The organism is Shewanella marisflavi (assembly GCF_002215585.1).
Lineage (GTDB): Bacteria > Pseudomonadota > Gammaproteobacteria > Enterobacterales > Shewanellaceae > Shewanella > Shewanella marisflavi.
The window spans coordinates 3,683,464-3,709,920 of record NZ_CP022272.1 but is presented as its reverse complement, the minus strand read 5'-3'; the positions used below and the strand labels follow the sequence as shown (position 1 = coordinate 3,709,920).

30 protein-coding genes are annotated in these 26,457 nt (G+C 50.8%); 15 read left to right on the top strand and 15 right to left on the bottom strand.

What is annotated here, in order from left to right; genetic code table 11:
* Nucleotides 1-11: 11 nt before the first annotated feature.
* The 13 genes from CFF01_RS16345 to CFF01_RS16285 form a co-directional block, all read right to left on the bottom strand.
* On the bottom strand, nt 12-695 hold the full coding sequence (locus CFF01_RS16345; protein WP_088905494.1) for a response regulator transcription factor: 684 nt from the start codon (nt 693-695) through the stop codon (nt 12-14).
* 105 nt (nt 696-800) lie between these two features.
* The gene (gene mgtE, locus CFF01_RS16340; RefSeq protein WP_033539436.1) at nt 801-2,168 is read right to left on the bottom strand and encodes a magnesium transporter; all 1,368 of its coding nucleotides are present in this window, start codon (nt 2,166-2,168) and stop codon (nt 801-803) included.
* A gap of 100 nt (nt 2,169-2,268) precedes the next feature.
* On the bottom strand, nt 2,269-2,544 hold the full coding sequence (locus CFF01_RS16335) for an HPr family phosphocarrier protein (RefSeq protein WP_033539435.1): 276 nt from the start codon (nt 2,542-2,544) through the stop codon (nt 2,269-2,271).
* Nucleotides 2,537-3,385, bottom strand: a complete 849-nt coding sequence (rapZ, locus tag CFF01_RS16330; RefSeq protein ID WP_088905493.1) for an RNase adapter RapZ — start codon at nt 3,383-3,385, stop codon at nt 2,537-2,539. Before rapZ ends, CFF01_RS16335 begins: the two co-directional genes overlap by 8 nt.
* Nucleotides 3,382-3,825 (bottom strand): PTS IIA-like nitrogen regulatory protein PtsN, encoded by a 444-nt coding sequence (gene ptsN, locus CFF01_RS16325; RefSeq protein ID WP_033539433.1) that lies wholly within the window; start codon nt 3,823-3,825, stop codon nt 3,382-3,384. The genes rapZ and ptsN overlap by 4 nt, the downstream gene beginning before the upstream one ends.
* A gap of 2 nt (nt 3,826-3,827) precedes the next feature.
* Nucleotides 3,828-4,115: a ribosome hibernation promoting factor gene (hpf, locus tag CFF01_RS16320; RefSeq protein WP_033539432.1), complete on the bottom strand. Its 288-nt coding sequence runs from the start codon at nt 4,113-4,115 to the stop codon at nt 3,828-3,830.
* 30 nt (nt 4,116-4,145) lie between these two features.
* Nucleotides 4,146-5,633 carry an RNA polymerase factor sigma-54 gene (locus tag CFF01_RS16315; protein ID WP_033539431.1) on the bottom strand — a complete coding sequence of 496 codons (1,488 nt, stop codon included), beginning with the start codon at nt 5,631-5,633 and terminating at the stop codon, nt 4,146-4,148.
* 132 nt (nt 5,634-5,765) lie between these two features.
* Entirely contained in the window at nt 5,766-6,497 is a 732-nt protein-coding gene (gene lptB / locus CFF01_RS16310; protein ID WP_033539430.1) for an LPS export ABC transporter ATP-binding protein, read from the bottom strand.
* Entirely contained in the window at nt 6,494-7,042 is a 549-nt protein-coding gene (gene lptA / locus CFF01_RS16305) for a lipopolysaccharide transport periplasmic protein LptA (RefSeq protein ID WP_088905492.1), read from the bottom strand. Before lptA ends, lptB begins: the two co-directional genes overlap by 4 nt.
* Complete coding sequence (gene lptC, locus CFF01_RS16300) at nt 7,029-7,586, bottom strand: LPS export ABC transporter periplasmic protein LptC (RefSeq protein ID WP_033539428.1); 558 nt, start codon at nt 7,584-7,586, stop codon at nt 7,029-7,031. Before lptC ends, lptA begins: the two co-directional genes overlap by 14 nt.
* Complete coding sequence (gene kdsC, locus CFF01_RS16295) at nt 7,583-8,134, bottom strand: 3-deoxy-manno-octulosonate-8-phosphatase KdsC (RefSeq protein WP_033539427.1); 552 nt, start codon at nt 8,132-8,134, stop codon at nt 7,583-7,585. Before kdsC ends, lptC begins: the two co-directional genes overlap by 4 nt.
* Nucleotide 8,135: 1 nt before the next feature.
* On the bottom strand, nt 8,136-9,113 hold the full coding sequence (locus CFF01_RS16290) for a KpsF/GutQ family sugar-phosphate isomerase (protein ID WP_033539426.1): 978 nt from the start codon (nt 9,111-9,113) through the stop codon (nt 8,136-8,138).
* Nucleotides 9,114-9,148: 35 nt separating this feature from the next.
* Nucleotides 9,149-10,108 (bottom strand): calcium/sodium antiporter, encoded by a 960-nt coding sequence (locus CFF01_RS16285; protein ID WP_088905491.1) that lies wholly within the window; start codon nt 10,106-10,108, stop codon nt 9,149-9,151.
* A 165-nt stretch (nt 10,109-10,273) separates the two neighbouring features.
* On the opposite strand from CFF01_RS16285, the gene CFF01_RS16280 reads away from it, so the two are divergent.
* The 10 genes from CFF01_RS16280 (at nt 10,274) to CFF01_RS16235 (ending at nt 18,944) form a co-directional block, all read left to right on the top strand.
* The gene (locus tag CFF01_RS16280; protein ID WP_052125622.1) at nt 10,274-11,119 is read left to right on the top strand and encodes an ATP-binding cassette domain-containing protein; all 846 of its coding nucleotides are present in this window, start codon (nt 10,274-10,276) and stop codon (nt 11,117-11,119) included.
* Nucleotides 11,106-11,891 (top strand): lipid asymmetry maintenance ABC transporter permease subunit MlaE, encoded by a 786-nt coding sequence (gene mlaE, locus CFF01_RS16275; protein WP_088905490.1) that lies wholly within the window; start codon nt 11,106-11,108, stop codon nt 11,889-11,891. The genes CFF01_RS16280 and mlaE overlap by 14 nt, the downstream gene beginning before the upstream one ends.
* 71 nt (nt 11,892-11,962) lie before the next feature.
* Nucleotides 11,963-12,436 (top strand): outer membrane lipid asymmetry maintenance protein MlaD, encoded by a 474-nt coding sequence (mlaD, locus tag CFF01_RS16270; protein ID WP_033539423.1) that lies wholly within the window; start codon nt 11,963-11,965, stop codon nt 12,434-12,436.
* 44 nt (nt 12,437-12,480) lie between these two features.
* A complete protein-coding gene (locus CFF01_RS16265) occupies nt 12,481-13,101 on the top strand; it encodes an MlaC/ttg2D family ABC transporter substrate-binding protein (RefSeq protein WP_408640521.1) in 621 nt (206 codons plus the stop codon).
* Nucleotides 13,101-13,394 carry an STAS domain-containing protein gene (locus CFF01_RS16260; protein WP_088905488.1) on the top strand — a complete coding sequence of 98 codons (294 nt, stop codon included), beginning with the start codon at nt 13,101-13,103 and terminating at the stop codon, nt 13,392-13,394. The genes CFF01_RS16265 and CFF01_RS16260 overlap by 1 nt, the downstream gene beginning before the upstream one ends.
* Nucleotides 13,395-13,409: 15 nt before the next feature.
* Complete coding sequence (locus tag CFF01_RS16255; protein WP_033539420.1) at nt 13,410-13,667, top strand: BolA family protein; 258 nt, start codon at nt 13,410-13,412, stop codon at nt 13,665-13,667.
* A gap of 9 nt (nt 13,668-13,676) precedes the next feature.
* A complete protein-coding gene (gene murA / locus CFF01_RS16250) occupies nt 13,677-14,936 on the top strand; it encodes a UDP-N-acetylglucosamine 1-carboxyvinyltransferase (protein ID WP_088905487.1) in 1,260 nt (419 codons plus the stop codon).
* A gap of 73 nt (nt 14,937-15,009) precedes the next feature.
* On the top strand, nt 15,010-16,449 hold the full coding sequence (locus CFF01_RS16245) for a sensor histidine kinase (RefSeq protein ID WP_232479461.1): 1,440 nt from the start codon (nt 15,010-15,012) through the stop codon (nt 16,447-16,449).
* On the top strand, nt 16,449-17,081 hold the full coding sequence (locus CFF01_RS16240) for a response regulator (protein WP_033539418.1): 633 nt from the start codon (nt 16,449-16,451) through the stop codon (nt 17,079-17,081). Before CFF01_RS16245 ends, CFF01_RS16240 begins: the two co-directional genes overlap by 1 nt.
* A 195-nt stretch (nt 17,082-17,276) precedes the next feature.
* Nucleotides 17,277-18,944 (top strand): Ig-like domain-containing protein, encoded by a 1,668-nt coding sequence (locus tag CFF01_RS16235; RefSeq protein ID WP_088905486.1) that lies wholly within the window; start codon nt 17,277-17,279, stop codon nt 18,942-18,944.
* Nucleotides 18,945-19,537: 593 nt separating this feature from the next.
* Here CFF01_RS16235 and degS read toward each other — a convergent pair.
* Together degS and degQ are read right to left on the bottom strand one after the other, a co-directional pair.
* Nucleotides 19,538-20,617: an outer membrane-stress sensor serine endopeptidase DegS gene (degS, locus tag CFF01_RS16230; RefSeq protein ID WP_033539416.1), complete on the bottom strand. Its 1,080-nt coding sequence runs from the start codon at nt 20,615-20,617 to the stop codon at nt 19,538-19,540.
* 138 nt (nt 20,618-20,755) lie between these two features.
* Entirely contained in the window at nt 20,756-22,108 is a 1,353-nt protein-coding gene (degQ, locus tag CFF01_RS16225; RefSeq protein WP_033539415.1) for a Do family serine endopeptidase DegQ, read from the bottom strand.
* Between the two features lie 309 nt (nt 22,109-22,417).
* Between degQ and zapE the strand changes: the two genes are divergently transcribed.
* From zapE to CFF01_RS16200, 5 genes are all read left to right on the top strand, one after another.
* Entirely contained in the window at nt 22,418-23,524 is a 1,107-nt protein-coding gene (gene zapE / locus CFF01_RS16220; RefSeq protein ID WP_088905485.1) for a cell division protein ZapE, read from the top strand.
* Between the two features lie 275 nt (nt 23,525-23,799).
* Complete coding sequence (gene rplM, locus CFF01_RS16215; RefSeq protein WP_033539413.1) at nt 23,800-24,231, top strand: 50S ribosomal protein L13; 432 nt, start codon at nt 23,800-23,802, stop codon at nt 24,229-24,231.
* Nucleotides 24,232-24,246: 15 nt separating this feature from the next.
* Entirely contained in the window at nt 24,247-24,639 is a 393-nt protein-coding gene (gene rpsI, locus CFF01_RS16210; protein ID WP_011867089.1) for a 30S ribosomal protein S9, read from the top strand.
* A gap of 106 nt (nt 24,640-24,745) precedes the next feature.
* Nucleotides 24,746-24,934 carry a DUF2065 domain-containing protein gene (locus CFF01_RS16205; protein ID WP_033539412.1) on the top strand — a complete coding sequence of 63 codons (189 nt, stop codon included), beginning with the start codon at nt 24,746-24,748 and terminating at the stop codon, nt 24,932-24,934.
* 66 nt (nt 24,935-25,000) lie between these two features.
* Complete coding sequence (locus CFF01_RS16200) at nt 25,001-26,296, top strand: adenylosuccinate synthase (RefSeq protein WP_033539411.1); 1,296 nt, start codon at nt 25,001-25,003, stop codon at nt 26,294-26,296.
* Nucleotides 26,297-26,457 lie beyond the last annotated feature (161 nt).

Below are 26,457 nucleotides of genomic sequence, written 5' to 3'. Positions count from 1 at the left end.
CTTTGGGCTCGCTATTGTTTTACATCTAACCGAAACCCAATTTTAGGTACGGTTAGTATGATGGGGGTATCGAAGGGTTTATCCACCTGATTTCTCAGCTGGTACATGTGGCTGCGCAATATATCGCTGTTGGGAGGCTCCTCTCCCCACAGGTGCTGCACTATCTCCTCACGTTTCACCACATTGGGAGCTCGGGAGATAAGCAGTTGTAAGATCTGATAACCGCTTGGGGTAAGCTGAAGTTTTTTGCCTTCCCGGTAGGCAGTATGTTCGGCGATATTCAGGGTGAGCGGCCCACACTGTTTACACCCTTGGGCGACTCGTCCTTGTTGGCGCTTGATTAGCGCCTGCAGGCGTACAGTGAGTTCATCGAAATCGAAGGGCTTAGTCAGGTAGTCATCGGCCCCGCTATGAAACCCCTGGAGCAGATCCTGTTTATCATCCAGCGCCGTTAACATCAGGATAGGGACACTCGCGCCTTGCTCACGTAGGGCCCTGGCGACAGCGTAGCCGTCCATCTTAGGTAACATAAGATCCAATATGATGGCCTCGAAGTGCCCTTCGGTGGCGAGTCGCAGGCCGAGTTCACCATTGCTGGCGTAATCCACCTGCGCGCCTTGGGATTCAAGGTAGTCCCCCAAGACGCCGGCGACATCTGGGTTATCTTCGATGATCAATATCTGAGTATTTTGCATGTCACCTCTCTCTATGATGTGACCATAACCATACTAACGTGAAAAAGATGTCGATAATATTGAAATTCAAGCGCATCCGATTCGGTATCGGGATGCTCTTGGCATTCAGTTCAGCAGAAACAGCGTCGCCAGGCCTAGGAAGGCAAATAGGCCGATAACGTCAGTGACTGTGGTCAGCACCATACCGCCAGCAAGGGCGGGATCGACATTAAACTTCTTCAGTAGCAAGGGGATGCTGGCGCCAGCAAATCCTGCCACCGTCATATTGATCAACATGGCGCCGCCGATCAGGGCGCCAAGGGCGATATCGCCTTTCCATAGCCAGATGGCGCCAAACACCAGCAGGGACCATAACAGGCCATTGAGAAAGCCGATGGCCAGCTCTTTGCCTATCAGCCAGCGGGAGTTACTCTGACCTATCTGTCCTAGGGCAATACCGCGGATCACCAGAGCTAAGGTCTGGTTGCCAGCGACGCCGCCCATGCTGGGAACTATGGTCATCAGGATGGCGATGGTGGCAAACTGCTCAAGGGTGCTCTCGAACATGTTACTGACCGAGGCGGCCAGCAGCGCGGCAAATAGGTTGATGGTGAGCCAGAGGGATCGCCTAAAGGTACTCTTAAGCACAGGACCGAAGGTATCTGTGTCGTCGTCCATCCCTGCCATCCCCATCATGGAGTGTTCGGCATCTTCACGGATCACGTCGACAATATCATCGATGGTGATACGCCCAAGCAGACGGTTGGTCTCCTCTTCGATCACCGGCGCCGACACCCAGTCATGGCGCTCAAACAGCTGGGCGACTTCGCTATCGTCCATACCGACCGGGATCCCTTCGAGATCCTTGTTCATGATATCGCGTACCGATGCATTAGGATCGCAGGTAAGTAGATCGGTAATACGCACGCCGCCCAGCAGGCTGTCGCGCTTATCCACCACATAAAGAGTGTCGGTGGCATCGGGCAGTTCACCACGAATTCTCAGATAACGCAGTATTACATCGACATTGACATCGGGGCGCACGGTGACGGTATCGGTATTCATCATACTGCCGGCGGTGTCTTCCGGGTAGGAGAGGGCCTGCTCAACCCTGGCTCTGTCCTGGGCTGTCATCGACTGCAATACCTGGTTGAAGACGCTGTCGGGCAGGCTACGCAGTATGTAAGCCAGATCGTCTGTGTCCATGCCTTCGGCCGCCTTGGCGACACGCTCTGGGCTCATCTGGGTGATCAGATTGTCTTTGAGCTCCTCACCCAGCTCATCGAGGATCTCGCCCGTGTGCTCTTGATCGATTAGCTGCCATAACACCTGACGGGTGCGCGGCGGAGAAGACTCCAATATGAAGGCGATATCTGAGGCAGCCATGTCGTGCAACATGCTGCGCACATGCACAAACATGCCGCTGCCTAAGGCTTGAGTGAGCTGATTTAGGCGTTGATCTGTGGTTTCACTATCTAACACTTCGATCGGCATAGCTCCTCCTTAGGCAATAGATTGACCGGCTTGGGTAATAGGCGTGTAAGTCTATGATAAGTATAGGACGAAATTCACCCGGCACCGCAAAGCGAGCCGATTATACGGCCTCGTCGAATTTGGCGTCAATAAGGGCACTGATGGCGTCCAGTGCCGCCTGGGCATCTTTGCCTTCACTGGTGATTGTGATGGTTTTGCCCATGCCTGTTTCGAGCATCAATAGGCCGAGTACGCTGGCGGCCGAGGCTTGTTTGTCGCCCTGGATCAGGGTGACTTGGGCATCGAACTTGGCGGCAAGTACTGCCAGCTTGGTGGCCGCCCTGGCGTGCAGTCCCAACTTATTGCAGATGGTCAGCTCGCGAGCCAACTTAGTCATGCTTTAGCTCTCTGTGACGAGCCTGTACCTTATGCTTGCCTTTGTTGAACAGCTTGGCCAGTTGGTCGGTGACATAGACAGATCTGTGTTGCCCACCCGTGCAGCCAATGGCAATGGTGAGGTAACTGCGGTTGTTACGCTCAAGATGAGGTAACCAGGTTTCCAGCAGGTTTTCGATTTGCCAGATAAATTTATTCACCAGTGGCTGCTGACTCAGAAACTGCTGCACTGCCTCATCGAGGCCGGTCAGGGGTCTCAGTTCTGGCTCCCAATGGGGATTTGGCAAAAAGCGCACATCGAACATGAAGTCGGCTTCGCTTGGCATGCCATATTTAAAGCCGAAAGATTCGAAGTTGATCACCAGCTCTTTATCGACTGTGCCCAGTAATATTTCGCGCACCTTGTCACTCAACTCATAGATGTTGAGGTTAGAGGTGTCGATATAGTGATCCACTAGCTTGGCGATGGGATCGAGCAGTTTGCCTTCGAGCTGAATCGCCTCCTTGAGAGAGACTTTTGAGCGTGACAGCGGATGTAATCTGCGGGTCTCGCTATAGCGCTTGAGCAGCACATTGTCGCTGGAGTTAAGGAAGAAACTTAAGATCTCGGTATCTTTCGGGAGCTTGGCCAGCTGCTTTTCCAACTGGATCTCTTCGCTGGGCATATTGCGCACATCGACGCTAATGGCCACCAGTTCGCTGCGTCCCTTGAGTTGCTCCAGCAGGGATTCCATCATCTGTAGGGGCAGATTATCGACACAGTAGTAGCCGAGATCTTCTAAGACCCTAAGTGCGACAGATTTTCCCGACCCTGAGCGTCCGGATACCAAAACCAATTTCATTGGGTGATCACCTGATAGAGTTCTGACTCATCCTTGGTTTTTCTTAGCTGTTTCATGATCGCCTTGTCATTGAGTTTCTCTGCCATGGCGGCCAGAGTACTAAGATGCTGCTCGCATTGATCTGCGGGCACCAATAATGCAAAAAGGATATCGACGGGCTTATTATCAATGGCATCGAATGCGATTGGTTCAGCACACTTCACCAGTACGGCCACTGGTTGCTCTATGTTCGTCAGCCGTCCGTGAGGAATCGCGATACCATTGCCTATACCTGTGCTGCCCATTTTCTCTCGAGCCAGAAGGCTTTCAAAAATCTCTTGAGAGGAGAGGGTGGGGTACTGGACAGCGGCTAAGTCGCTGATAAGCTCCAGTACCTTTTTCTTACTGCCCGGAGTGGCGCAGGTTGTGCACTCCGGCCGCAGGATGGTACTCAGTTCCATCGTTAATGTTTAGTAAGCTTCTCTTTGTGTTTAATGACCTGACGATCGAGCTTGTCAATCAGGGAGTCTATCGCGGCATACATGTCCGCATGTTCGGATGTTGCGAACACTTCTCCGCCACGGAGGTGTAACTTGGCCTCAACCTTTTGCTGCAACTTTTCGACATTTAATACAACGTGCACATTATTGATCTGATCGAAATGACGTTCAAGCTTTGTGAATTTCTCTTCAACATAGTTTCTTAGAGATTGGGTGATCTCGATATGGTGCCCAGTCAGGTTTATTTGCATAAAGATAGTCCTCCAGTTTCCAGTTACGTGTTATAAGCTCTTACGCTGATTCGAGGGCGGTATAAGCATTGCCTCTCGGTACTTAGCAATAGTGCGACGCGCCACTTTAATGCCTTGTTCAGCTAAGAGTTGAGCCATCTTGCTGTCGCTTAATGGCTTTTTCTGGTTTTCCGCAGCAACTAGCTTCTTAATAAAAGCCCGTATTGCTGTTGAAGAGCACTCTCCACCATCGTCAGTGCCGACATGGCTAGAGAAAAAGTATTTGAGTTCGAAGATCCCTCTCGGGGTATGCATATATTTCTGTGTGGTTACACGGGAGATGGTCGATTCGTGCATCTCCACCGCTTCGGCGATGTCGTTAAGCACCATGGGCTTCATCGCCTCTTCACCAAATTCGAAGAAACCTTGTTGGAAGTCGACAATGCAGTTGGTGACCTTTAGCAGTGTCTCGTTACGGCTCTCAAGACTCTTGAGGAACCATTTCGCCTCTTGCAGGTGACCACGAATAAACTGACCGTCAGCCTGGCTCTTAGTGCTGCGCGCCATGGCCGCATACTGCTGGTTGACGTTGATCTTGGGCATGCTATCGGGATTAAGCTCGACCACCCAGCGTCCCTTCTTCTTGGTGACGGTCACATCAGGGATCACATACTCGTCGCGGCTGGCGGTAATGGCCAGGCCTGGACGGGGGTTTAAAGTTTGAATGAGGGCGATAGCATCTCTTAGCTCATCTTCTTTAAGCTTGGTTTTGCGCATCAAGAGGCGGAAGTCGCGTCCAGCGATGAGATCCAAGTGCTCCTTGATCAACATGCGTGCATTGGCGATATGCGGGGTATCGTCGCTGTATTGGGCCAGCTGAATCGTCAGACACTCGCTGAGATCTCGCGCCGCCACGCCTATGGGGTCGAAGTGCTGTACTCGCTTGAGTACTGCCTCGACCTCATCGAGTTCTATTTCGGGATCGCCCATCGCTTCGAGAATATCCTCGCAGGTCTGGGTCAGGTAACCGCGTTCGTCAATGGCATCTATGATGGCGGTGGCGATGGCCAGATCGTTATCGGAAAAAGGGGTGAGATTCTTCTGCCATTCGAGGTGCTCGTATAGGCCTTCACTGGTCTCGCCCTGAAAAGGCATGTCGTCGTCGCGCATGGCGCCTGAGCTGGAGTTAGGGGAGGCGGTATAGACCTCGTCCCAAGTAGTGTCGACCGGCAGCTCGTCAGGCATAGAGTCTTGAGTCAGGGCGTCCGAGGTCTCGACGCCTGAGTTATCCTGACTCGAATCCAGCTCTATCTTGTCATCATACTTGCTGTCGAAATTGTCGACGGCGGTATCATCTTGTAGTTCGGCACTGGCGCCTTCTTGCTCTTCATCCAACTCCAGTAGCGGATTGGATTCTAATGCTTGTTGGATCTCCTGCTGCAACTCTAGTGACGACAACTGCAACAGACGTATGGCCTGTTGTAGCTGGGGCGTCATGGTGAGATGCTGACCCATTTTGAGCTGAAGTGACGCTTTCATCGTACTGCTATTCCCTTGTTTCTAATTATAAAATGAGAAAGCTCTGGCTAATTGGCCGGACAAATATAAAGGATAGTCCTTATGGCCACAATCTGATATTAGTTTCAGTTTATGGCCCGGTTATAAGATTAACTATAGCTTGAATTGTTCACCTAAGTACACTGCTCGTACTTGCTGATTGTCTAAGATTTCGGCGGGTGTTCCTTCGGCGATCAGATTACCGTGGCTGACGATATAGGCTTTCTCACAGACGTCTAATGTTTCGCGCACATTATGGTCGGTGATCAACACCCCAAGGCCACGGTTTTTGAGTTGCTCGATGATCTTTTTGATGTCGATGACTGAGATGGGGTCGACACCGGCGAAGGGTTCATCGAGAAGAATAAATTTCGGGTTCGCGGCCAGGGCCCTGGCGATCTCTACCCGGCGACGTTCACCGCCCGACAACGCCATACCGTGGCTGTCACGGATATGGGTAATATGAAACTCTTCCAGCAGATGTTCCAACTCCTCTTCGCGGCCATCGTTATCCAGATCGCTGCGGGTCTGCAGCACGGCCATGATGTTGTCGCGTACCGAGAGTTTGCGAAAGATGCTGGCTTCCTGGGGCAGGTAACCTATGCCTTTACGGGCGCGAAGGTGCATGGGGTCGAGGGTGAGGTCGTCATCATCGATATAGATGCGTCCCTTGTCGCTCTGTACTAGGCCGACCACCATGTAGAAGGTGGTGGTCTTACCGGCACCGTTTGGTCCCAATAGGCCGACGATCTGCCCGGTTTTGACTGTAAGGCTCACATCTTGGACAACGGCACGACTCTTATAGCTCTTGGCGAGGTTTTCCGCCTTCAAGGTCAGGTCTGTCATTGCTTTTCCTGTTCGGGTTGTTCTGGTTCTGGCTCGGGTTGCGCTTGTTTCTGCTCTTGATAGTTTTCAGGCTGAATAATGGTGATCACGCGGTCATTGCCTGTACTCTCGGCAATCAGCTGTTGCTGTTCAATGTTGTAGCGGATCTGAGTACCTGTGACCTGGCTGCCTTCCTGTTCCAGGGTAGCATCGCCAATGAGTGTCAGGGTGCGGCTCGAGAGTTCATAGCGGATCTCTTTGGCACTGGCAGAGGCGGGACGGCCATCTTCCATTACCTGAGAGTAGGTGGCCGGGTTGCCTGTGGCAACGAGGATCTTGCCACTGTTCTTTTCTTTGCTGAAGGCGCGCAGTTCATCGGCCAAGATCTTGATCGAGCCCTGAGTGACCTCAACCGGTCCATGGAAGATGATCTGATTGTTCTTGATATCGGCTTCCTGGCTAGCGGCAGAGATCTTGACCTCTTGTAGTAGGTCATTATCCTTGGCTTGGGCGCCCAGGCTAATCAGGGTTAGCAGCCCAGCGAGAATAAGGCTATTTAGTTTCATATGTTCCTTCTACCTGACTCGTCAGTCGTATATTTTGTGCGTTGAGATCGGCGTATAAGCCTTGCCCCGTGATGAGGAAATCTCGCCCCGTTACCCGAATGCTTTTGTCGGATGTCATTATCATAGTATTGAGATCCAACTCCAGATAGGTGGTCTCTATGGTCTGGATAGGTTCTTCTGGGCTAATAGCATCAATGATAACATTATTTTCCAGGGTGACCCGTCCGCTATTTTTGTCCAGAGTGCCTTTAGTCGATCTGAGTCGCCATTGGGCATCGCCCTTGTCTGGATACACGAGATAGATGGGCTGAGTAAAGTAGGTCATGTTGCGTTCGGCGTAGTGCTTCATGTGGCTGGCCGATACGCGGCTATTGATGCCGCCCTGCTCATTGTACTGCACGCTCTTAAGATCCCGGACGATATAGTCGGGACTGTCGGCGTTCACCTGTGCCAGATCTTCTTCTCCCCGTTTCGATTGCACCTGCCAATAGAGCACTAGTGCGGTACCGAAAAAGGCGATAATGGCCAGCGTGACTCTATTCATATGCTCATTCCGTGGGCCGACGCAAACTTATCCTGGCTGAGCAGAATAAGGTCTGTCAGTTCTCGCAGGGCGCCGTGGCCCCCTTTGATATGGGTCGTCATGTCGGCGTGTTGGCGCACATAAGGGTGGCCATCAGCCACACAGACAGATAAGCCCACCTTCTGCATCACAGGCAGATCCACCATATCGTCGCCAATATAGGCCACTTCCTGGGGCGTGACCTTATAGAGAGCCAGCAGCTCTTCGTATGGTTCAAGTTTGTTGTCCACGCCCTGATAGATATGGGTGATCCCAAGGGCTGTCATGCGATCTTCCACTATTTGAGACTTACGCCCTGTGATGATGGCAACGGGAATATCGCTGGTGAGCAGCGAGCGCACGCCATACCCATCGCGTGTATGGAAAGTCTTAAGCTCATCGCCCGAGTTACTCATATAGACTAAGCCATCGGAAAACACGCCGTCGACATCGCAGATCAGCAGCTTAATCTGTTTAGCCTTCTGCCAAACAGCATCAGTGATGGGACCGTAGAAACCTTGATGTGCCATGTTAGATCACCCCCGCCTTGACCATATCCAGCATATTGAGAGCGCCGATGGGACGCTGTGTCTCATCGGTCACTATCAGGCCGTTAATCTCTTTTTCGTCCATTACCTTAAGGGCCTGCGCCGCCAGTATGCCGTCGCTGACGGTGACGCAACCATGGGTCATCACCTCGGAGATAGAGGTCTTGCGCAGGTTAATCTCGGCGTCGATCACCCGGCGTAGATCGCCGTCGGTAAAGATACCTACCAATAGGCCTGCCGAATCGATCACAGCCGTCATGCCAAGGCCCTTCTTCGATATTTCATACAGGGCATCGGTAATGCTAATGTCTTGTGAGACTAAAGGTAACTCATCACCCTTGTGCATTACGTCGCTCACCTTAAGCAGGAGCTTACGGCCCAAGCTGCCACCGGGATGAGACAGGGCAAAATCATCTTTGGTAAAGCCACGCGCCTGTAATAGAGCGACCGCCAGGGCATCACCCATCACTAAGGTGGCAGTGGTGCTAGATGTGGGGGCTAGTCCTAATGGGCAGGCCTCTTCTGGCACCTCGATACACAGGTGAACCACGGCGTGTTTAGCCATGTTAGATTCGGGTTTACCCGTGACTGCAATCACAGGCAATCCCATGCGTTTGATCACCGGCATCAGGGTTAAAATTTCACTGGCCTCGCCCGAGTTTGAGATGGCGAGCACGATATCGTTTTCGCTCAGCACACCCAAGTCGCCGTGACTGGCTTCACCTGGATGCACGAAGAAGGCTGGAGTCCCTGTGCTGGCCAGCGTGGCCGAAATCTTGTTGCCTATGTGGCCGGATTTGCCCATGCCCATGACGATCACCTTGCCGGTGCAGGCGAGGATCAGTTGGCAAGCTTTGGCAAATTCATTTGAGTCGACATATTGATACAGGTTGTCCAGCGCATTGCGCTCGGTATCGATAACCTTGCGTCCCCATTGACGTAATTGATCCGCATCTACCATCTTGTTCTCTCTATATTTTTCGGCCTAAAGCGCTATTAGGATAGGAAAAGCGTGACTTGATAGCCGATAAAAGTCACTAATAACACGCCACCATGCCAAGGGCGAAGTTGGCGGGCTTTGCCGGTTAATAAAATCAGTATGGCCAGGGCAACGCTAGTTGCCATTACCATATAAAAGTCTCGAGTGCTGGCTGCGGCATCTACCGCACCGGGTGCGATAAGCGCAGGCAGTGCCAGTACCGCCAAAATATTAAACAGGTTTGAGCCAACCACGTTGCCTATGGCCAGATCGTCCTCTTTCTTTAACACGCCCGCCACACAAGCCGCCAATTCAGGCAGGCTGGTGCCAACGGCTATGATGGTGAGTCCTATGACTAAGTCTGACATATGGAAAGCCTTGGCGATACCCACTGCGCCTTGTACCATCCAGTCTGCCGACAGGGGCAGCAGCACTATGCCGATCACTAACCAGAGCACAGCCTTTGGCGTGGGCACATCCTTAGGAACTTCGCTTTCGGCTTCATCGATAAAGGGGTCTTTCTCCTTGTTGGAGATCGCATGCCAGATGAGATAGCCCATCAGCGAGAAAAAGAGTGCCAGCAACACGAGTCCTTCGATGCGGGTCAGTTGCCCGTCGTGGAGGAAATAGCCCGCCAGCGCCGTCGCCCCCAGCATCATAGGAATTTCACGCTTAAGTGTTTGTGAACCTACTGATATTGCGCCTAAAAGCGCGGTGATCCCCAAGATAAGCGTGATGTTGGCAACGTTGGAGCCCAGCACATTACCAATGGCAGTGTCTGTCATTCCCTCGAGCGAGGCGGTGGCCGCAACGAACATCTCTGGCGCCGAGCTGCCCATGGCAACTATGGTGAGCCCGATTAACATGGGAGGCAGGCCGAGATTGCGGGCGAATGCCGCGGCGCCGAAGACAAATTTGTCGGCGCTCCATACCAGCGCCCCTAAACCGACGATCAGTAAGAAAATATTAAATAGCATTGAAATTCTTTTTATTTAAGAGTCTGCCGCGCATTTTCGCTGGATTTGAGCCAAATTGAAAGTATTGCGCAAAGATAGTGTCGATTCAGTTGTGCACAATCGGTCAATTTCGTACAATTTGTCTCTTTTCCTGCCGCCTATCCATGGAATGTATTAGGTCCCGTTATGAGTCATCAATCGTTAAGTCATGACACAGAGTCGTCAACTGAGACCAGGCCATTGGTTGAGGTTAGCCATCTAGGTTTCAGCCGTGGTTCCCATGTCATCTATGATGATGTGAGCCTGTCGATTCCTCGCGGCAAGGTAACCGCCATCATGGGCCCTAGCGGTATAGGTAAGACGACCCTGCTGAAGTTGATCGGAGGGCAGCTGCGCCCGGATACAGGTGAGGTCAAGGTCGACGGCATAGATGTGCACAAGTGTAATCGCAGTGAACTCTTTGACCTGCGTAAACGTATGAGCATGCTGTTTCAAAGCGGCGCCTTGTTCACCGATATGAACGTATTCGATAACGTCGCCTTTGCACTTCGGGAGCACTCAGACTTGCCAGAGGCGATCATTCGCCGCATCGTGCTGATGAAGCTTGAGGCGGTGGGCCTGAGAGGCGCGGCGCAGATGATGCCGAGCGAGCTGTCTGGCGGCATGCAGCGACGTGCAGCCTTGGCCCGTGCCATTGCCCTTGAGCCCGAGCTGGTGCTCTATGATGAGCCCTTCGCCGGTCAGGACCCTATCTCTATGGGGGTCTTGGTAAAGCTGATCCGCGAGCTGGGCGATGCCCTGAGTCTTACTTCTGTGGTGGTGTCTCACGACGTACAAGAGGTGTTGGGGATTGCCGATTATGTCTATGTGCTGGCCGACAAGAAGGTGATCGCCCATGGCACGCCCGCCGAGTTGAAAGCGGCAGATAATCCTAAACTGAAACAGTTTATCGGTGGTCAGCCCGACGGGCCTGTGCCGTTTCACTTTCCCGCACAGGATTACCAAAAGGAGATGTTAGGTGAGCGTGATTGATCATATCGCCAGCTTAGGTCGTAGTGCAATCGATAGCGTCACCGGCTTGGGTCGTGCTGGCCTGATGTTGTGGGGCGCTATTGCCAAGGTCCCTAGAGTACGAAAAGGCACGCCTTTATTAATTAAACAGCTGTATGTGATTGGCGTGCAGTCTATGGTGATCATCTTAGTGTCCGGCCTGTTTATCGGCATGGTGCTGGCACTGCAAGGCTATAATATTCTGGTGGGGTTTGGCACCGAAGACAGCCTGGGTCCTATGGTCGCGCTCAGTTTGCTGCGTGAACTGGGACCTGTGGTGACCGCGCTGCTGTTTGCCGGACGCGCCGGTTCGGCATTGACCGCCGAAATTGGTTTGATGAAGAGCACCGAGCAGCTCTCCAGTCTGGAGATGATGGCTATCGATCCCTTAAGGCAGGTGATCGCGCCGCGATTTTGGGCCGGGGTGATCAGCTTACCCCTACTGGCACTAATGTTTACCGCTGTGGGGATCTATGGTGGTCATCTGGTGGGTGTGGAGTGGAAAGGGATAGATAGCGGCAGTTTTTGGTCGATTCTGCAGGCCTCGGTAGAGTGGCGCGAGGATATCGTGAACTGCATGATCAAGAGTCTGGTATTTGCTGTCGTGGTGACCTGGATAGCTTTATATCGCGGTTATCATGTGATCCCCAACCCTGAGGGCATTAGCCGCGCAACCACACAAACCGTGGTGCAATCCAGCCTGGCAGTGCTGGCGCTAGATTTCTTGTTAACGGCCATTATGTTTGGCCGCTGATTAAATTTTGTTTATGGATAAACCTATATATTTGCCGTCATGGTATGTATAGAACTGAGTGGTAATTGAGTATGTTGACTCGAAAAATTGAACTGTTAGTTGGCTTGTTTATTCTGTCGGGCCTATTGGCCTTTTTGGTCCTGGTCTTTAATGTGGCCAATGTCGAGGTGAAACCTGGCCAGAGCCATTACACCTTATACGCCAAGTTTACCAATATTGGCGGTCTTAAGGTGCGCTCGCCCGTCAAGGTGGGCGGCGTGGTGGTTGGCCGAGTGACCAATATCAGCTTAGATCCTGAAGAACTGGTGGCTGTGGTCGAGCTGGCAATGGATAAACAATACGATCAGTTCCCCGAAACCAGTAGCCTGTCGATTCTGACCTCTGGCCTGTTAGGCGAGCAGTTTTTAGGCCTGACGCCCGGTTTTGTGATGGACGATATCGGCATGCTCAAAGATGGCGATCGTATCGATGACACCCATTCGGCTTTGGTGCTCGAAGATCTCATCGGCCAGTTCTTATACAGTATGAAGTCTAAAGAAAATTAATAGGGACGATTATGAAACAGTTGTTGAAAGTGGTTTTCTCCGCCATGGTGCTGTTGACCAGTGCGGCGGCGAGTAGCGAAGAGATTTCGGTTAATACCAAAGATCCCTATGCCATGGTGGAATCGGTTGCCAACAAGACTTTCGCCAGGTTTCATCAGGATTTTGCCACAATTAAGGCCAACCCTGACCACCTTAAGGTGATAGTCTCTGACGAGTTGATGCCCTACATAGATTATAAGTATGCCTCTTATAAGGTGATGGGGCCTTACCTGCGCCAGAGTACTCCGGAGCAGCGTGAGCGTTTTGCCGAGGCGTTTAAGACCTATTTGATCGCTACCTATGCCCAGGCATTTACCGAGTACACAGATCAAGAGGTCGAGTTTGCACCGGCTAAGCGCTTCGACGATGAGAAGATGGTGGATGTTAATGTACAGGTTATCGAGCAGGGACGTCCGCCGATCAAGTTGATCTTCAAGGTGCGTCGTCTTAAGGATGATACCTGGAAGGCGTTTGACCTTGTGGCCGAAGGGGTGAGTCTACTGGCCTCTAAAAGCGCAGAGATCTCTAACCTTATCCGCCAAAATGGTATCGATGCGGTGATAAAAGAGTTAGAAACTCACACTGAAAACCATATCAGCTTGGTTAACCAAGGGACTAGGCTATAATGCTGTCCTTTAATCAGGAGGCGGGCGTCTGCCGGGTGAGCGGTGAGCTGTCCCAGGCGGCGGTGGTGCAGCTTTGGCCCAAGCTTGATGGGTTGCTGAGCCAGACGAGTGAGCGCTTGGATCTTTCTGGCATCGTTTATAGCGACAGTGCCGGTGTGGCATTGCTGCTGCATCTGGTGGCCGAGCATAAGGCGCAGGGCAAGACGCTAGCGCTATGTTGTCCGCCAGAGCAATTGAAAAAGTTAATTGATTTATATGATTTACAAGACTTCTTCATCGAAGAAGCCAAATAAAAGGGTTATCCATATATGGAATGCAATGAGATTGAACAGCTGCTTAGCCAAGCGCTGACACTAGATGAAGTGCACGTGAGCCAGGATGGGACACATTATAAGATTGTCGCCGTTGGTGAGTGTTTCGACGGTGTAAGCCGAGTCAAACAGCAGCAGATGATCTATGGCCCCTTAATGGAACATGTGACCAGTGGGGCATTGCACGCCATCACGATCAACGCCTTTACCCCGACGCAGTGGAAGCGTGAAAAAATCTTCAACATGCCAGGCTAGAGACTCATAGTGGATAAATTAACAATTCAGGCCAGTGGTGCACTGGCCGGTGACGTGGTGATCTCAGGCGCGAAAAATGCCGCGCTTCCCATTCTAATGGCCGGTGTATTGGCCGAGACTGACTTTGTGGTCACCAATGTCCCCAACCTGAGAGACGTCAACACCAGCTGTGAATTACTTCGCTGCCTCGGCGCCGACGTTAGTCGCAGTGATGAAGGTAAGATCACCATATCGACCACCCATCTTGACGAGTTTTGTGCGCCCTATGAGCTGGTGAAGACCATGCGCGCTTCAATTCTCATCTTGGGACCTCTGCTGGCACGTTACGGCACTGCCGACGTCTCTTTGCCGGGCGGCTGCGCCATTGGTGCGCGTCCGGTTAACCTGCATCTGCATGGTCTGGAGCAGATGGGCGCCAAGATTGAGGTGAAAGAGGGCTACATCAAGGCCCGCGTCGATGGCCGCCTCAAGGGCGCTCATATCTTCATGGATATGATCAGTGTCGGTGCTACCGAAAACCTGTTGATGGCCGCGGCTCTTGCCGATGGTGAAACCGTGATTGAAAACGCCGCTCGTGAACCTGAGGTGATCGATCTGGCGAATTGTCTGAACGCCATGGGCGCTAAGATTAGTGGTGCCGGTAGCGATACCATTCGCATTCAGGGTGTCGAGTCGCTCAGTGGCTGTGAATACCGTGTGATGCCGGATCGTATCGAAACAGGTAGTTTCCTGGTGGCCGCCGCGGTAACCCGAGGTAAGATCCGCTGCGTCGATGCCGATCCCAAGACGCTCGAAGCTGTGCTGGCCAAGCTGGAAGATGCTGGCGCAACCATCACCACGGGTGAAGATTGGATTGAGCTGGATATGCAGGGGCAACGCCCAAAGGCGGTCAATATCAAGACCATGCCTTATCCTGGTTTTCCGACGGACATGCAGGCGCAGTTTTGTGTGCTCAACGCCTTGGCCGAAGGGACGGCGACCATTACCGAGACCATCTTCGAGAATCGTTTCATGCATGTGCCTGAGCTGATTCGTATGGGCGCTAACATGGAGCTTGAAGGCAATACTTGTATCATCAAGGGGACTGAACAGCTTAATGGTGCTCAGGTGATGGCGACCGATCTTCGCGCCTCGGCTAGCCTGGTGATTGCTGGTCTAGTGGCTGAAGGTGTGACCACAGTGGATCGTATCTATCATCTCGATAGAGGCTATGAGCATATCGAAGACAAATTTAAGGGCCTTGGCGGCGAGGTCGTGCGGGTCAGCTGATCTTTGATTACCTTATGATAAAAGCCACCTTAGGGTGGCTTTTTTGTCTCTGGCCAGTTTTAAAACGATATTGATGCGACCGTCACGGCAAGGCATGTTGAGCCAGTGGTACAGTCTGGCTATGTCGACCTTTATCGTGTTTAACATCTATCTCTTTTACGGCCTGGTATTTTTCTCCATTGGCTGTGTCGTTGTGTTTCGCAATTTTAAGTACAGCCAACTCTCAATCTCCCCCACACTATGGGCGCTGGCTTTGTTTGGGTTTACCCATGCTTTTCACGAGTGGTCCGAGTTATATGTGATCCTGTTTGCCGATGATATCTCCAGGCAATATCAGGTGCTCGTGGAGTGGCTTAGACTGCTTAAGTTAGCGCTCTCGTTTGCCAGTTTGATGGTATTTTCTTGGCTATTATTCTCTATCTTGTCGCGGTCCATTGCGCGCATCGGCCATGGGGTGATCTTGCTTATCTTGTTGGCATATTTAGTGTCGGTAGTACGTTTCTCAACTTCGCTGGACTTATCCGATGAGATGTTTGCGCAGGCTTCATTCTATACACGTTTGTTGCTGGGGTTTGGCAGCGCCTTTCTGGCTGGATGTGGCATGGCAATATATGGTCACGACCTGTTGCGGCAGCGACATGACTATGGGCAGTACTTTGTGGCCACAGGCGTGGGACTTTGGATATACGGCATATTCGCGGGGTTGGTTGCAACAGATTTACACATGACAGTTCCCGTGTTGCGTACCCTGGCCAGTGGCCTGGTACTCATTGCGCTGTTGAAGGCTCTCAAGATTTTTGATATCGAACGCGAGCAGCAAACAGAGGCCAAGTTGAAACGGGCGGTGGAGACGGATAAATACAAGGCGATAGGCCAGCTTGCCATGGGGGTAGCCCATGAGATCAACAATCCTTTGGCTTCTTCGACATTGGCGCTGGACTTACTGGAGCGAAAATATCCACACCAGGATCCTGCGCAGGCTGAGTATATTCAGCGAATTCGCCTGGGCATTAGTCGCGCTGCCGAGATCAGTAAGGAGTTGCTGGCTTACGCTCGACCTGTGTCAGAAGAACCGAGACAGGTTAAGTTGGCTGAGGTGGTTGGTTCGGCAATTAAGCTCTTGTCTCATAAGCAACGAGAGTTCGACATCAAGGTCGATTGCCCCGACTCGCTGCAGATCATGGGGCAAAAAATTAAGTTGGAAGAGTTACTGATTAACTTGCTCAACAATGCCATGGATGCCAGTGATAAAGGCGGTAAGATCTGCGTCAGTGCGTTGCAGCGAGATGATGGCATTCAGTTATCTGTGAGTGATGAGGGGCAAGGGATGGATGAAGCTTGTCGTGCTCGGGCTCTAGAGCCTTTTTATTCTACCAAGGCGATAGGTAAGGGGACCGGGCTGGGATTGGCTATCTGTGAGTCAATTGTCAGGGCACATCACGGCAGTATGTGCATCGAAAGCCAACCCGGCCGGGGCACTCAGATATCGATTTTTTTTGAGGAAGGGGCATAATGGCAAATGTGTTGATTGCTGAAGACGATGCAGACTTACGTACCAATATGGTAGACATATTGGAGTTAGAAGGTCATCAGGTGATCGCCGTCGATTGCGCTGAGGGGGCCATTTCTGCCTGTGAGCATCACAGTTTCGATATTGCGCTAATGGATCTGCTGATGCCTGGGATGACTGGGGTTGAGGCTATCTCAAATCTACGTCAACTGAACCCGTTTATCGCCATCATCATTATCACTGCCTATGCAACGGTAGATACAGCGGTTGATGCCATGAAGAAAGGTGCCGATAGCGTGATGACCAAGCCTTTTAATGCAGGTGAGTTATTGATGAGTATCAAGCGCAGTATCGCCGAGAAGCAGTTATTAAAATCTGCCGCCGATATCGACCCAGATAGCGTTTATGCTGCTCTGGCAAATCCGTTAAGACGCATGACCCTTAAACAGCTTGGTACTCATAAGCAACTCAAATTTATGGATCTTTGCCGCCTGGTGGGGGTAGAAGATCACACAAAATTTAATTTTCATCTGCGCCAATTGAAGAAGGCGGGTCTGGTACAACAAAATGAGAGCAAGATCTATATTCTGACAACAACGGGTCAATTTGTTTTACAAAACCACAATCTTTCATGATGATTTTTAGTATTTAAAATCAGCTTCTTACCTTTACCTTGATAAGTAAAGTTCACAATAGGCTGACTATTGTGAAATCGCCTAATCTATCCCTTTAGTGGTAAGTCACAAATACTGTGACCATGTCCAAAGAGACATATCAATCGCCCTCCCTGCAAAGTTGGTGATTGTCATAAGCCACGAGAGGATGAACAAATGAGCAACCAAATTCCATGTAAAAAGCTATTGCTCGCTAGCATGATATCCATGTTAGTGGCATGTGGTAGTGATAACGATGAAAACCCACCTCCAGTTCAAGAAAACACCCCGCCCGTTGCCGTAGCCGATAGCGCGACCGTGACGGTTTCTGAAATGGTCGTCATAGATGTACTGGCCAATGATACCGACGCCGATGGTGACACGCTCTCTATCGTATCGGTCAGCAATGATAGCGCAGTGATCAAAGAGGGTAAGGTTGAGTATACCGCGGGAACTTCGGCAGGAGAGGTTAAGTTTAATTACACCATCACCGATGGCACTGATGAGGCAGTTGGTGAAGTCACAGTGACAGTTGAGGCCCTGCCAGAGCCAGAGGTGTTAGCCTATGTGGGATCAGCGGCTTGTGCCGGATGCCACAGCGAGCAGCATGCTTCTTTTGCTAAGACGGGTCACAACTTTAAGATTCAAAAGATCAGCGACGGTGCACAGCCAAGCTTCCCGTATACGCCTGAAACGACCATTACTGGCGCGATCGATCTGTTAGTGGATTCAACGCCGAACAACACCTTAGGCGCACCAAGTAGCTATGATGATGTCACCTATGTGGTGGGGGGCTATCATTGGAAAATGCGCTGGTTGGACAAAGACGGCTACATAGTGACGGGTAAGAATGTTCAATACAACATTCGTAACAGCAAGGGTGAGCTCAATATTCCTGATAACCATCCCGCCGATCCAGATGTGATGGGTAACTACAAAGATACAGAGTTTGACTATAAATATAGCTGCGGTAACTGTCATACAACTGGCTGGAAGCGCACCACAGATGTGGCCGGTGGCGACAACCGTAACCCAGATCGTCAGGACGACCTTATCGGCATGAATGGCACGTTTGCCGAGCAGGGGATTCAGTGTGAAGCCTGTCATGGGGCGGGTAGTTTCCACGTTAAGGCACCTTCGAAAGATAACATCACCAAGATAGCCGTTGCGCGCACTACAGAGGAGTTACTCGCCGATGATATGGCCTATGGCAAGGCGGTGACCTGTGCCGAATGTCATACCCGTGATGGTGAGAAGGATTACCCCTCTTTCGTCAGCAAGTACAATGAGGCCTATCCTAGCGGTAGCCAAGTGGGTGGTCGCATCATTGCGAAAGGTGGCTTGGCGCAACATCACCAAACTGCCGATGAGCTTTTAGGCGTAGTACCACAGGACCACGGTATCTATAAGGCTGGTGATGAAATTGGTGTTAAGAAAGGCATGAGCTGTACGACCTGCCATGACTCTCATAAGTCGACTAAGAATCAGGACAGCAGCGATGGTCTGCATATGGGCGCCGTTAAAGCCTGTACCGATTGTCATACCATGGCCTTTGCTGACGGTGGTGGATCATATGGCCACGGCACGATAGCCGAGTGTACCGACTGTCATATGCCTAAGTTGGCTAAGAGTGCGGTAACGACAGCACCTAAGCTGGGTAGTGCGGATGTGGTATTTGGTGATATTAAGTCTCACCTCTTTACCCTGGATCTATCGCCTGATGCCAAGCAGTTCACCGATGATGGCAAGTATCAAATGCCATGGGGTACAGCTAAGTTTACCTGTGGTAATTGCCATGCTGATTACACAGAGAAGGCTGCGGCTTTAACTAAGGTTCATAAGTAACCGTTCCCTAAGTAAGAGGTTTAATAATAAGTGCGTAAGATCGCACCATAAAAGCTCAACAAAGTGATTCATTGCCCTTTCCCATAAAGGTAAAGACCACCTCAGTTATATGCTAGGGTGGTCTTTTTTTAGATGAGTCGGGTTTGTTGTCCATATATGTGTACTGTAAATGCTTGACTGAATCTCAGTTGTCCTCTTTACTAGGAGTGTGCGGATAAGTCCTAATCATACAAAGGAAAACGAATAAATTCGGTGGTACGGAAACGCTTATACTTGTATGTATAGAAAGGTAAGCATGGTTCATTATGCTAAGGAGAGTATATGGCACATGGTAAAAGGATGGCGTTATTAGCGGTGCTGCTCAGTGGAGCACTGATCTGTTATGGGCTAGGAATGCACTTTGGTGCGTTAGGACTGCTGATTGCCGGCGCCGTGCTTGAATGCAGCTTTTGGTTGCGACTCTTTCGGAGTCCGAATAAATAACCCCTTGGGGATGCCCCTCATTTTATGACCTCTTGGCTTTCAATGGATAGAAAGTACAAAAGTAAAAAGCCAGCATTTGCTGGCTTTTTACTTTGTTTTTTTGAGAAAGATTATTCGTTATTAAGGTTTTCACCTATGGTGACGGGTACCTGATAGTACTTGCCGCTGCGTATGATGGTCATAGTCACCTGAGTCCCTGGCGGTGTCTCGGCAATTCTGTCCATCAGCATTTCGACGCCAGGAACGGTTTCGTCGTTAAATTTAGTGATCACATCTCTGGGCCTTAGCTTAGCCTGCGCCGCAGGGCCTTGATGATCTACGCCTGTCACCATCACACCGGTCAGATCCGGCAGGTTGAGGATCTGTGCCATCACAGGGTTGATGGGCTCACCTGTGATTCCTAGCGCCCCACGGATCACCCGACCATCTTTAATTAATTTCCCCATGATGCTGTGAGCCAGCTTGATAGGAATGGCGAAGTTGATGCCGTGTCCACCCCCTTCTCCACCGATCTGGAAAGCGGCGGTGTTAATGCCGATCAACTGACCGCTGGTATCGATAAGGGCGCCCCCCGAGTTACCGGCGTTGATGGCCGCATCTGTCTGTAGGAAATCCAGATAGCCTGAGCTAAGGCCGTTACGACCCGTGGCGCTGATGATCCCTTGGGTAATGGTTTGCCCCAGGTTATAGGGGTTGCCTATGGCCAGTACTACATCGCCTACCTGGGCCGGGATATCTAAGTTGATGGGCACTACGGGTAGGGCGTCGCCCTCAATTTTAAGCACCGCCAGGTCAGTGACCGAATCTGAGCCAACGACTTCAGAGGTGAATTTGCGTCCATCTTGCAGGGCCACGACTATCTCATCGGCTTTCTTGATCACATGATAGTTAGTGAGTATGTAACCCTCTTTACTCATGATCACGCCCGATCCCAGCCCTTGGAGTGCCCCTGAATTGAGTGGGCGGCTCTGATCTATGCTTAGGCTGTAGATGTTGACGACGGCAGGTGCCGCGCGGCGAACCGCCTTGGAAAAGGAGAGTTCTATGCCGTTTTGTCCGCGGTGTTGAAAGAAGTTATTTTGATTGTTATTTCCCGTGATTAAGGGGGTGATGACCAGAAAGACCGCGGCCATGATGAGGCCGAATAAAACAGCTTTCGCGATGTAAATTACCGTGTCTTTTAGAGTCATGATTTTGCGTGCACTGGGAAAAGTAGCGTTAGATTAACATGTTTAGTTATAGGGCACTATTGGCTATTTAGCCTCTGATAGGCTTTGGCTTAGGAAGTGCAAGGGATCATACTCAAAGTATGATCCCTTGGTGCTTATTTACCTGAGAACCAGGTAAAGGCTGTTGTTACCGCGCAGCAACTTAAGCGCAACGGCGCCATTTTGCTCCTTAAGTTCTGCCTTAAGTTCCTTAAGGTTTTCGATGCGGGTACGGTTCACCCCGACAATGATATCGCCCTTAAGCAGACCACTGGCCGCAGCCGGGGAGCCTTGCGTGATATCAGTGATCTCAACCCCTTTCTTGTGGTTCTCTAAGGTTGCGCCCGTCAGCATTGGGTGTACTGCACCTGCTGCAGTTTCTGTCTGCTGGCTGGATTCGCCCAATACCGCAGTGACGGTTTTCTCATCGCCGTCGCGGATTAGGCCAAGTTTCACCTTGGCGCCGGCGCCCATGGTACCAATCTTGGCTCTGAGCTCCTGGAAGGTCTTGATGGGTTTGCCATTAACGCTGACAATGATGTCACCGGCCTTAATGCCCGCCTTGTCTGCGGCGCTGTCTGGCATGACTTCATTAACGAAGCCGCCGTGTTGAGAGTCCAGACCGAAGCCTTGAGCCAGTTCACTATCCAAGTCTCGACCGCTGACACCTAGCACGCCACGGCGCACCTCACCGTGCTCGATCAGCTGATCCACTAGGTTGTTGACCATGTTAGCCGGGATGGCAAAGCCTATCCCTACGTTACCGCCGCCAGGGGCGACGATGGCAGTGTTGATACCAATAAGCTCACCGTTAAGGTTAACCAGGGCGCCGCCCGAGTTACCGCTGTTGATGGCGGCGTCGGTTTGGATAAAGTTCTCTAACATCTCAATGCCTAAGCCGCTGCGCCCCATGGCGCTGACGATACCTGAGGTGACGGTCTGACCTAAGCCAAAGGGGTTACCAATGGCGACAGCAAAGTCACCCACCTTAAGCTCGTCTGAGTCGGCGCGCTTAAGTGCGACTAAGTTTTTCGCTTTAATTTGTAGTAGCGCGACATCGGATTCGGCATCGGCACCAATCAGTTTTGCCTCTATTTCACGGCCATCGTGCAGGCCAATCAAGATCTCATCGGCACCTTCGATCACATGGTTATTGGTGACGATATAGCCTTCTTCGGCATCGATAATGACCCCTGAACCCAGACCTTTAAAGGGACGCTCCTGTACCTGCTCTCTTGGCGCATTGGGGCCGAAGAAGTAGCGAAAAGCATCAGGAAGACGCTGTTTAGACACATGGGTGCCCGATACGGCGACGGCAACCACGGCTGGGGTGGTTTTTTCCAGCATGGGAGCCAGGCTAGGAAGCTCTTGTCCACCGACGGCTAGCGGTATGGCGGCTTGAGAAACCGCGGGCATGACCATAAGGCTGGCGCCGAGCAGGGCGGCTGAAAGTAGTGATAATTTGGTTTTCATCTATTCATGACTCCAAGGTTGCAATTATGAACTTTTGACTCTGTAGATATAAGGCTACTCGGACGTAAATCAAGTCAGTAATTTTTGCTGTGTTACTCAATCCGACTGTCGCGCTTTAAATAAAGTTCATGGGATTAACAAAGGTTAATTTTTCGTTAGCCTTCATTGACTAGCGTGAATCGCGCGGCGACAAATTGCCTTGGCCTACGACCTTTTGCTCGTAGGATTGTCTGGGACGACATATACCCTGCGTTCGATTGTCGTGGTACCATCTAGCGGTTGAATTAAGGATAGAAGAGAATAATTTAAGTGTCGCATCTCACCCCTTGGCAGCATTATCAAGCCGATCTACAACGTGATGATTTTTCCTATGATCCTGCCCAGGAGCAGGCGGTCAAGGCGCTGCAACGCGTCTATGACGAATTGCTTGCGGCTCAGCAAAAGCCAAGTGGCGTCGCGAAACTGTTAGGATTTCTCGCCAAGCCAGCGCCTCAGGTGCAGGGCCTGTATCTCTGGGGTGGTGTCGGACGGGGAAAGACCTATCTGATGGACACCTTTTATGATGCCCTGCCGGGTGAGCGTAAACTCAGGGCGCACTTTCACCGCTTTATGCATCAAATACATCTGGATCTTGATGGCCTGAAAGGTCAGCGAGATCCCTTGCTGGTGATCGCCAAGCGAATGGCCGAGCGTTATCAGGTGATCTGCTTCGATGAGTTTTTTGTATCAGATATTACCGACGCCATGTTGCTGGGCACTCTGTTTCAGGCGCTCTTTGCTGAAGGCGTGGCACTGGTGGCGACGTCTAATATCATTCCCGATGAACTCTATCGGAATGGGTTGCAACGGGCGCGCTTTCTGCCAGCGATAGCGCTAATCAACAAACACTGTCAGGTGCTCAATGTGGACAGCGGCATAGATTACCGTCTGCGCACCCTAGAGCAGGCAGAGATCTACCATTATCCGCTAGATCCTCAAGCCGACGAAAACCTGTTGGGTTATTTTCAACAACTCGCCCCAGAGTCGGAAGTTTCAACTGCGGCGATTGATATCGACGGCCGCGAAATCGCCATTCGCAAGCAGGCCCAAGGCGTGCTCTTAATTAACTTCAGAGATCTGTGCGACGGCCCGCGAAGTCAGCGTGACTATATGGAATTGGCCCGTCTTTATCACACAGTACTGCTTAGCGGTGTCGAGCAGATGGGCAGTCAAAGTACGGGCGATGATATCGCCAGACGTTTTCTGGCCATGGTGGATGAGTTTTATGAGCGTCAGGTAAAGCTCATCATCTCTGCCGAGGTAGCGCTGGAAGAGATCTATACTCAGGGATTACTCAGCTTCGAGTTTAGACGCTGCCGCTCTCGCCTGACCGAGATGCAGTCTCACGATTATCTAGCGCTGGAACATCTGCCTTAGTCTGCTCGGCGAAAGGAAAAAGTGTGGTTTTTTGCCGTTTCGCTACGACAACAAGTATAAGCTGAGTAAATCATTTAAATTAGCTAAAAAATTAGGTGATTTTTAACTCAGCTTTGTCTATAATTCGCGACCTGCCCTCGTTACTCCGCCAAAAAGGCGGAAGTTGTAAAGCCTTATTCTTTGCTCGAAGGGGCGGAGAATGGCACTTTTTGTGTTGCTATTTCATCGGAAATGGCGGCATGTGAGAACAGAATTTAAACTTTGGGTTTTTGTAAATGAAGACTACATATACTGCTACACCAGAAACAGTGACGCGCGAATGGTTCGTTGTTGACGCTGAAGGTAAAACTTTAGGTCGTATGGCTACTGAGATCGCTCGTCGTCTACGTGGCAAGCATAAGGCAGAATACACTCCTCACGTTGATACTGGCGATTACATCATCGTTATCAATGCTGAGAAAGTAACTGTAACTGGTAACAAAGCAGCAGCTAAGACTTACTACTCTCATTCTGGTTTCCCAGGTGGAATCAAGCAGATTACTTTTGATAAGCTGCAAGATCATAAGCCAGAAATGATTATCGAGAAAGCAGTAAAAGGTATGTTGCCAAAAGGTCCTCTAGGACGTGCCATGTACCGTAAACTGAAAGTTTACGCTGGCGCAGAGCACAACCATGCTGCACAACAACCACAAGTTCTTGATATCTAATCCGGGAGTAAGCTAATGTCTGCAACTCAGTACTACGGCACTGGCCGTCGCAAAACATCTACTGCTCGCGTATTCGCTAAAGTAGGTAGTGGTAACATCGTCGTGAACCAACGTCCACTTGACGAATATTTTGGTCGTGAAACTGCTCGTATGGTTGTTCGTCAACCTCTAGAGCTAGTTGAAATGACTGAAAAGCTAGACATCTATGTAACTGTTAAGGGCGGTGGTATCACTGGCCAAGCAGGTGCAATCCGTCACGGTATTACTCGTGCCCTGATGGAACTTGATGAAGCTCTACGTCCATCTCTACGCGCTGCAGGTTTCGTTACCCGTGATGCTCGTAAAGTTGAGCGTAAGAAAGTGGGTCTGCGTAAAGCACGTCGTAAGCCACAATTCTCAAAGCGTTAATTTTTACGCTGCGAAAATTCGAAAAACCCAGCCTTGTGCTGGGTTTTTTTATGGCTATTTTCTGCTATTTTTAAGCCTTATTGTTCTCTATAGGAAACGCGTTTAGATGACTTTCCAACTCCTGATGCTGGTTCTGGCCATAGTGTTGATTATCGAAGGGATAGGACCGCTTTTATTTCCGAATCGTTGGCGGGCATATTTGCAGGAAATTTCTAACCAAAATCAAAGGGTTTTACAAAGGTTAGGCGGTGCTTTAGTCACGGCTGGCGTGGTCATATTGATTATTTTTTCATAAATTACTTGCCATTTCCCCCCCAAGATCTGCTAAAATCCCGTTTTAACCACTACCTTGCAGCAAATAATGGGCAAAAACGTCGTAGTTCTCGGCACCCAATGGGGTGACGAAGGAAAGGGTAAGATAGTCGACCTACTTACCGAACAGGCCAAATATGTCGTTCGTTATCAAGGTGGCCACAATGCGGGTCACACTCTTGTTATCGATGGTGACAAAACCGTTCTTCATCTTATTCCATCAGGGATCTTACGCGATAATGTAAAATGCATTATCGGTAATGGCGTGGTGCTTGCACCTGACGCCCTGATGAAAGAGATCAACATGCTTAAAGAGCGTGGCGTCCCTGTAGAGGAACGTCTGCTTATCTCTGAAGCGTGTCCGTTAATCCTTCCCTTCCACTGTGCCTTAGATATCGCACGCGAAAAAGCGCGCGGTAATAAAGCTATTGGTACAACGGGTCGTGGTATCGGTCCTGCTTATGAAGATAAGATCTCTCGTCGTGGTCTTCGTGTTGGCGATCTGTTTAATGCAGAATTGTTCGCCGAAAAACTGAAGGAAGTGATGGCATATCACAACTTCATGTTGACCGAATACTATGATTGCGAAGCGGTTGATTACGAAACCACATTGAAAGATGCGTTGGCGATTGCTGACTATCTGAAGAGCATGTGTACAGATGTGACTGAGCTGCTGGATCAAGCACGTAAGGCCGGTGAGCCTATCCTGTTTGAAGGCGCACAGGGTACCCTTCTGGATATTGACCATGGTACTTATCCGTTCGTAACCTCTTCAAACACTACTGCCGGTGGTGTTGCGACAGGTTCTGGCTTCGGTCCACGTCATCTAGACTATGTGCTCGGTATCATGAAGGCATACACCACACGTGTGGGTGCGGGTCCTTTCCCTACTGAGTTGCAAGACGAAATCGGTGATCACTTAGGTACTAAGGGTCACGAGTTTGGTGCAACCACTGGTCGTAAGCGTCGTCCAGGTTGGTTAGATATCGTTGCCATGAAGCGCGCGGTACAGATCAACAGCATCAGCGGTTTCTGCTTGACTAAGCTTGACGTACTCGACGGCTTGGAAGAGGTGAAGATCTGTGTGGGTTATCAGTACCCAGATGGCAGCATAGCTACCGTGACTCCGCTAGCAGCTGAAGGCTACGAGCAGGTTACGCCTGTGCTTGAAACTATGCCTGGTTGGAGTGAGAACACCTTTGGTGCGACCTCTATTGAGCAGCTGCCACAGGCGGCGATCAACTACATCAAGCGCATCGAAGAGTTACTGGAAACGCCAGTCGACATTATCTCAACGGGTCCCGATAGAAACGAGACCATGATTCTAGTGAATCCGTTTAGTTAATCATAAGGGCCGCGTTAAGCGGCCTTTTTATTGGGAGTTGTTTATTGCAATATGGCCACAGAGGCGCCGCCTTAGGCTGACTATTTTGCAATCGCTTTTAAGCTAACGCCACAGCGGCCGATAAGATAAGGTATACTGCCTAAGTCTGTTACGGATAAAGG